Consider the following 7,765-nt stretch of genomic DNA (forward strand, 5'->3'; position numbering starts at 1 on the left):
TGCCGCAGTAGATCCACGCATGGCGTGGATCTACTGCGGCATCGCATGGATCCACGCGGTGGGTGGTAGATCCACGCCATGCGTGGATGAGGGACGCCGCGAGGAATCGTAGATCCACGCCATGCGTGGATGAGGGCCGCCGGGTCGTAGATCCACGCCATGCGTGGATGAGGCGATCAGCGCCGTGCCAGCAGCACCAGCACTGCGCCGGTGCCGCCCTGGCCGGTCGGTGCCGAGTGGAACGCGAGCACGTCGTTGCGCAGCCGCAGCAGGCGGTCGACCAGGTTCTTCAACACCGGCGCGCCGCCATCGGACTGCAGGCCCTTGCCGTGGATGATGCGCACGCAGCCGTACTCGTGCGCGTGCGCCTCCAGCAGGAACTGGCGCAGCAGCGTTTCGGCCTGCGCCGCAGTGGCTCCGTGCAGGTCCAGTTCGTCCTGGACCGAATACTGGCCGCGCTTCAGACGCTGGAACATCCGCGGCGGCAGGTTGTCGCGGCGGTAGCTGGCGGTGTCGCCGGCTTCCAGCGGGCTGCTGTCGCGCAGCAGGCGGGCGAACTCGCCCGCGGCCTCGGCTTCGTCGCGTTCGGCCATGCGTGCGCGTGGCTTCGGTTTCGGCGCGGACGGTGCCGGCTCGACCTCCTTGCGCAGCGGCTTCACTTCGCCGATGGCCGAGCGGAACAGGGCGGCCGGATCTTCATCTTCAGGGTGCGACATGCGCACAGGGTAAACCGCCCGCGCGGGTCTGCCTATGTCGATTCGATGACGCGCATCACCACTGGCAGGGTAGGACCGGCGGCCCGCTTGCGGCACAATACCCGACGCACTTGCGCGATCGCCGGTTCCCGACAGGGGCGCGGCCGGTCCCGCCCACGCGACAAGGTGACGGAATCGAATTCTTGGAAAATCAAGCGGTTAAATCGAAGATGCGCATCCTGGTCAGTAACGATGATGGCGTCGACGCCGCAGGCATCCGGATGCTTGCGGCCGTGCTGCGCGAGGCCGGCCATGAAGTGACGGTGGTCGCACCCGACCGCGATCGTTCCGGTGCCAGCAATTCGTTGACGCTGGACCTGCCGATCCGGCTCAAGCGCATCGACCACTACACCGTCTCGGTGGCCGGCACCCCGACCGACTGCGTGCACCTGGCACTGACCGGCCTGCTCGAATTCGAGCCCGACATTGTCGTTTCCGGCATCAACAACGCCGCCAACCTCGGCGATGACGTCATCTATTCGGGCACCGTCTCGGCGGCGATGGAAGGTCGCTTCCTCGGCCTGCCGGCGGTGGCCGTGTCGCTGGTCACCCGCAACCACGACCCGAAGCACTTCGAGACCGCCGCGCGTGCCGCGGTGGAGATCGTCGCCCGGCTGAAGGCCGATCCGCTGCCGGCCGACACCATCCTCAACGTCAACGTGCCCGACCTGCCGTGGAATGAGGTCAAGGGCTTCGAAGTGACCCGCCTGGGCAATCGCCATCGCGCCGAAGGCTGCATCGCGCAGAAGGACCCGCGCGGCAACGACGTGTACTGGATCGGCCCAGCCGGCCGCGAGCAGGATTCCGGCCCCGGCACCGATTTCCATGCGGTGCGCACCGGCCATATCTCGATCACCCCGATCCAGGTCGACCTGACCCGCTACCAGGCACTGGAGAAGGTGGCCAGCTGGGTCGGCGGCCTCAGCGCCGCGCTGGACCAGCCGGCATGAGCCCGCGCCTGCGCCTGCAACCGGAAGCGGTCGGCATCGGCATGACTTCGCAGCGCGTGCGCGACCGCCTGGTCGACCGCCTGCGCGAAGCCGGCATCGTCGACGAGTCCACGCTGAACGCGATCCGGGTGGTGCCGCGCCATCTGTTCATCGACGAGGCGCTGGCCTCGCGCGCCTACGAAGACACCGCGCTGCCGATCGGCCATGGCCAGACCATCTCGCAGCCGTGGGTGGTGGCGCGGATGACCGAAGCGGTGCTGCAGGTCGCGCCGAAGAAGGTGCTGGAAGTGGGCACCGGTTCGGGCTACCAGGCCGCCGTGCTCGGCGCCGTGGGCCTGGAGGTCTACACCGTCGAGCGCATCGGCGATCTGCTGCGCCAGGCGCGCAAGCGCTTCCGCGCGCTGGGCATGAACATCCGCACCAAGCATGACGACGGCCGGGTCGGCTGGGCCGAACACGGTCCCTTCGATGCGGTGGTGGTCACTGCCGCGGCACCGGCCCTGGTCGATGCCCTGGTCGAGCAGCTGGCGGTCGGTGGGCGCCTGGTGGCGCCGGTCGGTGGGCCGGGCGGGCAGTCGCTGGTGCAGCTGGACCGCAGGGAAGACGGCAGCATCGAACAACGCGTGCTGGCACCGGTCACGTTCGTGCCGCTGCTGTCTGGCATGCTCGATTGAATCCACGGAGCAGGGTTGCATGAAGATATTCGGGCCGCTGTACGAGCGGGCGATGAAGTGGGCGGCGCACGAACGCGCGCCGACCTACCTGACGGTATTGAGTTTCTTCGAAGCCATCATCTTCCCGGTCATGCCGGAAGTGATGCTGGCGCCGATGTGCGTGGCCCAGCCCAAGCGCGGCTGGTGGTTCGCCACGCTCAGCCTTGCCGGCTCCATGGTCGGCGCGGTGGTCGGCTACGCGCTGGGTCATTTCGCGTTCGAAGCGATCAAGCCGCTGTTCGAGGCGCTGGGCATGCTGCCGGCCATCGAGCAGGGCATCGCCACGGTGCAGGCCAAGATGGCCGAGTCGCCGTGGGCGGTGTTCACCTTCCTGGTGCTGGGCGGCTTCATGCCCATCCCGATGAAGGTCTTCACGTGGGCTTCGGGTATCGTCGGCGTGCCGATGCCACAGTACCTGCTGAGCATGTTGATCGGCCGCGGCAAGCGCGTGTACGTGCTGGCTGCGGTCATCCGCATCGGCGGTGCGCGTGCCGAAGCGGCGCTGCGTCGCTGGATTGAACCGCTGGGCTGGATCGCCACCGTACTGGTGGTGGGGCTGGTTGCCTGGCTTGTATGGAGGTCGAAGTTCGCATGAGTGCAGATCGTCTGAGCAAGGGAGTGCGCGTCGGCGCGCTGGCGTTGCTGGTATCCACCCTGGCCGCCTGTGGCACCGCCACCGTCGTCCGCCCCGGCGGCAGCAGCGGTGGCAGCACTGTCAGCACGCCGAAGGCCTCGGTGCCCAAGCCCGGGCAGACCGTGGTCGTGCGCAAGGGCGACACGATCTATGCGCTGGCCCGCATCCATGACATCACTCCGGCCGACCTGATCGCCTGGAACCGCCTGGACAACCCGTCGCAGATCTATCCGGGCCAGGTCATCCGCCTGTACCCGGCCGGTGCCACCGGCGGTCGCGCGCCGACCACGGTAGTGACCCCGCCGCGCGGCAGCGCAGGCACGACCACCCCGGCGCCTGCGCCGGTGGCGACGGCGCCGGTAGGGCCGGTGAAGAGCAACATCGACTGGCGCTGGCCGGCCGATGGCGCGATCGTCGGCCGCTACGTGGCCGGTGACGCGACCAAGCAGGGCGTGGACATCGCCGGCACCAGCGGCGCCGCCGTGCGCGCCACCGCCAACGGCGTGGTGGTGTATTCCGGTGCCGGCCTGGTCGGCTACGGTGAGCTGATCATCATCAAGCACAGCGACCAGTGGCTGTCGGCCTATGGCCACAACCGCAAGCGCCTGGTCAACGAAGGCCAGAACGTCAAGGCGGGCGAGCAGATCGCCGAGATGGGCCGCACCGGTGCGAACCGCGACATGCTGCACTTCGAGATCCGCTACAACGGCAAGCCGGTCGACCCGCAGCAATATCTGCCCGCACGTTGATGAGGTAGCGCCGGGCCATGCCCGGCGGCTTCACCTGTAGAGCCGAGCCCATGCCCGGCTGCTCTTCGCGTGCAAACGAAAACGCCCAAGCATCGGCTCGGGCGCTACAGACAACCTGCAATCCAGGGTAGCGCCGGGCCACGCCCGGCGGCTCCGGCCTCAACCTTCCAGAATGAAGGCGGCGGCGACCTTGCGGCCTTCGCCGGCAAGGATGTTGAACGTGCGCGCGGCGGCCGGGTTGTTCATCACTTCCAGGCCGATGCCACGCGACAGGCAGGCGGCCATCACCGCGGCCGGCGGAAACACCTGGCGGTCGCCGGTGCCCAGGACGATCAGCGCCGGATTCAGCGCAAGAATCGCTTCGATGTCGGCCAGCTGCAGGTCCGCGGCCTGGCGCACCGGCCACTGCGCGACCAGCTGGTCGGGGGTCAGGAAGAAGCTCTGCCCCAGTACCTGGTCGTTGACCTTGGCCGAGCGGCCGTCGGCAGCGCGCAGGCTGTAGGCGTAATCGGGCGGTTCGTGGTTCAGCTGCATGGGGGCAGGGCGATCAGCCGCGCGGCAGCACGATCTGGCGCTGTTCCTTGCTCGGGCGGTACAGCACGGCAACGTGGCCGATGCGCTGCACCAGCGCCGCCTCGGTGGCTTCGACGATCTCGGCGATCATCGCGTCACGGGCGTCGCGGTCCTCGGCGGCAACCTTCACCTTGACCAGTTCGTGGCGCTCCAGGACTTCGTTCAGCTCGGCGATGAAGGCCGGCGTGATGCCCTTGCCGCCGGTCTGCAGCAGGGCCTTGAGGTCGTGGGCGTGGCCGCGCAGGAAACGGGTCTGGGAGGCGGTCAGTGCGATGGACATGCAGGAAAAGGGGGTTGAATGGGACGATCAGGGTATCATGACGACCCCATCAGCCCCTATTTCCAATGGCCACCCGTAGCAAAAGCAGCCAGCGCTGGCTCAAGGAACACTTCTCCGACCCCTTCGTGAAGAAGGCGCAGGCCGAAGGCATGCGCTCGCGCGCGGCCTACAAGCTCGAGGAGCTCCTCGAACGTGACCGTCTGCTGAAGCCGCACATGGTGGTCGTCGACCTCGGCGCGGCCCCGGGCGGCTGGTCTCAGCAGGTCCGGAGACAGATCGGCGACACCGGCCGCGTGCTCGCGCTGGACATCCTGGACATGCCGCCGCTGGCCGGCGTGGAGTTCCTTCACGGTGACTTCAGGGAAGAAACCGTCCTATCGCAGTTTGAAGCCATGCTCGGCGATCAGCCGGTAGACCTTGTGCTGTCGGACATGGCCCCCAATAAGAGTGGTGTGGGTGCGGTCGACCAGCCGCGGATGATGCACCTGGCCGAGCTTGCGCTGGACTTCGCCGACAACCACCTCAAGACCGGTGGGGCGTTCCTGATCAAGCTGTTCCAGGGCGAAGGCTTTGACGACTACGTGCGCGAGATGCGCCGCCGGTACGACAAGGTCTCCATCCGCAAGCCGGAAGCATCGCGCAAGCGCTCGCCCGAGGTGTATGCCTTGGGACAGGGAAAACGCGCCCACATGAAGTAAGCTCGCCGAGTACGCTCGACCCCAACGCAAGACCCGCACTAAGAGGAACGCCGGAGCCAATGAGGATGAACGACTTGACCAAGAACCTCCTGCTATGGGTGGTCGTCGCCGTCGTGCTGATGGTGGTCTTCCAGAGCTTCTCGCCCAAGTCCTCCGGGGCCGGGGCGCAGGGCGCGACGTATTCGCAGTTCCTGGACCAGGTGGACAGCGGCAACGTGCAGAAGGTCACCTTCGGTGGCGATTCGCGCGGCCTGACGAACCAGCTCACCTACACCACCCGTGGCGGCCAGACGGCCACCATCGCCGCGCCGGCTGATCGCGACCTGATCAACGTGCTGCGCACCAAGAACGTGGACATCGTGCAGGAAGAGCCGTCCAGCGGCATTTCCTTCGCGGCCATCCTGATGAACTTCCTGCCGGTCATCCTGATCATCGGCTTCTGGCTGTTCATCATGCGCCAGATGCAGGGCGGTGGCGGCGGTGCCAAGGGCGCGATGTCCTTCGGCAAGTCGCGCGCCAAGCTGCAGGGCGAGGACCAGATCAAGGTCACCTTCGCCGATGTCGCCGGCTGCGACGAAGCCAAGGAAGAAGTGGGCGAACTGGTCGACTTCCTGCGCGACCCGTCCAAGTTCACCAAGCTGGGCGGCAAGATCCCGCGCGGCGTGCTGATGGTCGGCCCGCCGGGTACCGGCAAGACGCTGCTGGCCAAGGCCATCGCCGGCGAAGCCAAGGTGCCGTTCTTCTCGATCTCCGGTTCGGACTTCGTGGAAATGTTCGTCGGCGTCGGCGCCAGCCGCGTCCGCGACATGTTCGAGCAGGCCAAGAAGCACGCGCCGTGCATCATCTTCATCGACGAAATCGACGCCGTCGGTCGCCACCGTGGTGCCGGCCTGGGCGGCGGTCATGACGAGCGCGAGCAGACCCTGAACCAGCTGCTGGTCGAAATGGACGGCTTCGAGGGTGGTGAAGGCGTGATCGTCATCGCCGCGACCAACCGTCCGGACGTGCTGGACCCGGCGCTGCTGCGCCCGGGCCGTTTCGACCGCCAGGTCGTGGTCGGCCTGCCGGACGTGAAGGGTCGCGAGCACATCCTGAAGGTGCACATGCGCAAGCTGCCGCTGGCCGACGACGTCGAGCCGATGGTGATCGCGCGTGGTACCCCGGGCTTCTCCGGTGCAGACCTGGCGAACCTCTGCAACGAGGCCGCCCTGTTCGCCGCACGTGGCAACGAGAAGGAAGTCCGCATGGACCACTTCGACCGTGCCCGCGACAAGATCCTGATGGGTGCCGAGCGCCGCTCGATGGCCATGAGCGAGGAAGAGAAGACCCTGACCGCCTACCACGAGGCAGGCCACGCCATCGTCGGCCGCCTGGTGCCCGAGCATGATCCGGTCTACAAGGTCACGATCATTCCGCGCGGTCGTGCGCTGGGTGTGACCATGTACCTGCCGGAAGGCGACAAGTACTCGATGAACCGCGTGGCGATCAAGTCGCAGCTGTGCTCGCTGTACGGCGGTCGTGTGGCCGAAGAGCTGATCTTCGGCGCCGACAAGGTCACCACCGGTGCGTCCAACGACATCGAGCGCGCCACCAAGATGGCCCGCAACATGGTCACCAAGTGGGGTCTGTCGGATCAGCTCGGCCCGATCGCCTATGGCGAAGAGGATGACGAGGTGTTCCTGGGCCGTTCGGTCACCCAGCACAAGAGCGTGTCCAACGACACCGCGCGCCGCATCGACGAGGAAGTGCGCAACATCCTCGACGAGGCCTACGCACGCACCACCGAGCTGATGACGGCCAACCTGGACAAGCTGCACGCGATGTCGCAGCTGCTGCTGCAGTACGAGACCATCGACGCGCCGCAGATCGACGCCATCATGGAAGGCCGCGATCCGCCGCCGCCGGCGGGCTGGAACAAGTCCAACAAGGACGGTGGTGGCAACGACAAGGGCGGCGACGCTCGTCCGCTGCCGCCGATCGCCGGCCCGGCCGAGTCGCACTGACGGCCCGCCATTGCTGATCGCAGACGAGGCCGGGGAAACCCGGCCTCGTTGTTTCCGGGCCGCGAGGCCCGACTGAATTCACCGCCTTACGCTGGAGCCCGCATGTCCGTCCCCCCGCCGCAACCGATCTCCCATACCGTTGAAATGGTCATCGCGACCATCGTCGGTGTCGCCGTGGGCCTGAGCGTGGACAACCTGCTGCTGGGCTGCGGTGTCGGCATTGCCGTCGGCATCCTGCTGAGCATCATCAAGACGCTGTACGTGGACCGGAAGCGCCGCCGGCAGCGTTGAGGGTTTTCTCTTGGCAGGGCTGCGCCCTGCACCTGCAGAAGCAACGTCAACGTCAACGTCAGAAGCCTGCATTCCGTGGGATGGCGGGGGGGGGGGGGGGGGGGGGGGGGGGGGGGGGG

Annotated in this window: 10 protein-coding genes; 7 read left to right on the forward strand and 3 right to left on the reverse strand. The window is 67.2% G+C overall.

Annotation, left to right across the window (positions count from 1 at the left end; all coding sequences use genetic code 11):
- Positions 1 to 176 precede the first annotated feature (176 nt).
- Positions 177 to 716 (reverse strand): Smr/MutS family protein, encoded by a 540-nt coding sequence (locus IAE56_RS19920; RefSeq protein ID WP_108768465.1) that lies wholly within the window; start codon positions 714 to 716, stop codon positions 177 to 179.
- Positions 717 to 925: 209 nt separating this feature from the next.
- On the opposite strand from IAE56_RS19920, the gene surE reads away from it, so the two are divergent.
- Genes surE through IAE56_RS19940 form a run of 4 tightly spaced genes read left to right on the forward strand, consistent with a single transcriptional unit; the run spans position 926 to position 3,801 of the window.
- Positions 926 to 1,705, forward strand: a complete 780-nt coding sequence (gene surE, locus IAE56_RS19925) for a 5'/3'-nucleotidase SurE (protein ID WP_200753716.1) — start codon at positions 926 to 928, stop codon at positions 1,703 to 1,705.
- Complete coding sequence (locus IAE56_RS19930; RefSeq protein ID WP_108768467.1) at positions 1,702 to 2,379, forward strand: protein-L-isoaspartate(D-aspartate) O-methyltransferase; 678 nt, start codon at positions 1,702 to 1,704, stop codon at positions 2,377 to 2,379. The genes surE and IAE56_RS19930 overlap by 4 nt, the downstream gene beginning before the upstream one ends.
- 19 nt (positions 2,380 to 2,398) lie before the next feature.
- Complete coding sequence (locus IAE56_RS19935; RefSeq protein ID WP_108768468.1) at positions 2,399 to 3,013, forward strand: YqaA family protein; 615 nt, start codon at positions 2,399 to 2,401, stop codon at positions 3,011 to 3,013.
- Entirely contained in the window at positions 3,010 to 3,801 is a 792-nt protein-coding gene (locus tag IAE56_RS19940) for a peptidoglycan DD-metalloendopeptidase family protein (RefSeq protein WP_108768469.1), read from the forward strand. Before IAE56_RS19935 ends, IAE56_RS19940 begins: the two co-directional genes overlap by 4 nt.
- Before the next feature lie 159 nt (positions 3,802 to 3,960).
- On the opposite strand, the gene IAE56_RS19945 is transcribed toward IAE56_RS19940, so the two are convergent.
- Both IAE56_RS19945 and yhbY read right to left on the reverse strand, forming a co-directional pair.
- Complete coding sequence (locus IAE56_RS19945; RefSeq protein ID WP_108768470.1) at positions 3,961 to 4,335, reverse strand: Mth938-like domain-containing protein; 375 nt, start codon at positions 4,333 to 4,335, stop codon at positions 3,961 to 3,963.
- A 13-nt stretch (positions 4,336 to 4,348) separates the two neighbouring features.
- Positions 4,349 to 4,654 (reverse strand): ribosome assembly RNA-binding protein YhbY, encoded by a 306-nt coding sequence (gene yhbY, locus IAE56_RS19950; RefSeq protein ID WP_079221444.1) that lies wholly within the window; start codon positions 4,652 to 4,654, stop codon positions 4,349 to 4,351.
- Positions 4,655 to 4,719: 65 nt separating this feature from the next.
- On the opposite strand from yhbY, the gene rlmE reads away from it, so the two are divergent.
- The 3 genes from rlmE to IAE56_RS19965 all read left to right on the forward strand — a co-directional run bounded on the left by rlmE (position 4,720) and on the right by IAE56_RS19965 (position 7,646).
- Positions 4,720 to 5,352, forward strand: coding sequence for a 23S rRNA (uridine(2552)-2'-O)-methyltransferase RlmE (gene rlmE, locus IAE56_RS19955; protein WP_008265654.1), 633 nt, complete (start codon positions 4,720 to 4,722; stop codon positions 5,350 to 5,352).
- Positions 5,353 to 5,417: 65 nt separating this feature from the next.
- Positions 5,418 to 7,355 carry an ATP-dependent zinc metalloprotease FtsH gene (ftsH, locus tag IAE56_RS19960; RefSeq protein ID WP_174213498.1) on the forward strand — a complete coding sequence of 646 codons (1,938 nt, stop codon included), beginning with the start codon at positions 5,418 to 5,420 and terminating at the stop codon, positions 7,353 to 7,355.
- A 102-nt stretch (positions 7,356 to 7,457) separates the two neighbouring features.
- Positions 7,458 to 7,646, forward strand: a complete 189-nt coding sequence (locus tag IAE56_RS19965; protein WP_108768472.1) for a hypothetical protein — start codon at positions 7,458 to 7,460, stop codon at positions 7,644 to 7,646.
- Positions 7,647 to 7,765: the final 119 nt, after the last annotated feature.

The sequence above is a fragment of the Stenotrophomonas sp. S41 genome (assembly GCF_016624625.1).
GTDB lineage: Bacteria > Pseudomonadota > Gammaproteobacteria > Xanthomonadales > Xanthomonadaceae > Stenotrophomonas.

Bases quoted from the DNA above. Each gene is read 5' to 3' on its own strand.
- IAE56_RS19920 (WP_108768465.1), bottom strand. From the start codon at position 716: ATGTCGCACCCTGAAGATGAAGATCCGGCCGCCCTGTTCCGCTCGGCC.
- surE (WP_200753716.1), top strand. From the start codon at position 926: ATGCGCATCCTGGTCAGTAACGATGATGGCGTCGACGCCGCAGGCATC.
- IAE56_RS19930 (WP_108768467.1), top strand. From the start codon at position 1,702: ATGAGCCCGCGCCTGCGCCTGCAACCGGAAGCGGTCGGCATCGGCATG.
- IAE56_RS19935 (WP_108768468.1), top strand. From the start codon at position 2,399: ATGAAGATATTCGGGCCGCTGTACGAGCGGGCGATGAAGTGGGCGGCG.
- IAE56_RS19940 (WP_108768469.1), top strand. From the start codon at position 3,010: ATGAGTGCAGATCGTCTGAGCAAGGGAGTGCGCGTCGGCGCGCTGGCG.
- IAE56_RS19945 (WP_108768470.1), bottom strand. From the start codon at position 4,335: ATGCAGCTGAACCACGAACCGCCCGATTACGCCTACAGCCTGCGCGCT.
- yhbY (WP_079221444.1), bottom strand. From the start codon at position 4,654: ATGTCCATCGCACTGACCGCCTCCCAGACCCGTTTCCTGCGCGGCCAC.
- rlmE (WP_008265654.1), top strand. From the start codon at position 4,720: ATGGCCACCCGTAGCAAAAGCAGCCAGCGCTGGCTCAAGGAACACTTC.
- ftsH (WP_174213498.1), top strand. From the start codon at position 5,418: ATGAACGACTTGACCAAGAACCTCCTGCTATGGGTGGTCGTCGCCGTC.
- IAE56_RS19965 (WP_108768472.1), top strand. From the start codon at position 7,458: ATGTCCGTCCCCCCGCCGCAACCGATCTCCCATACCGTTGAAATGGTC.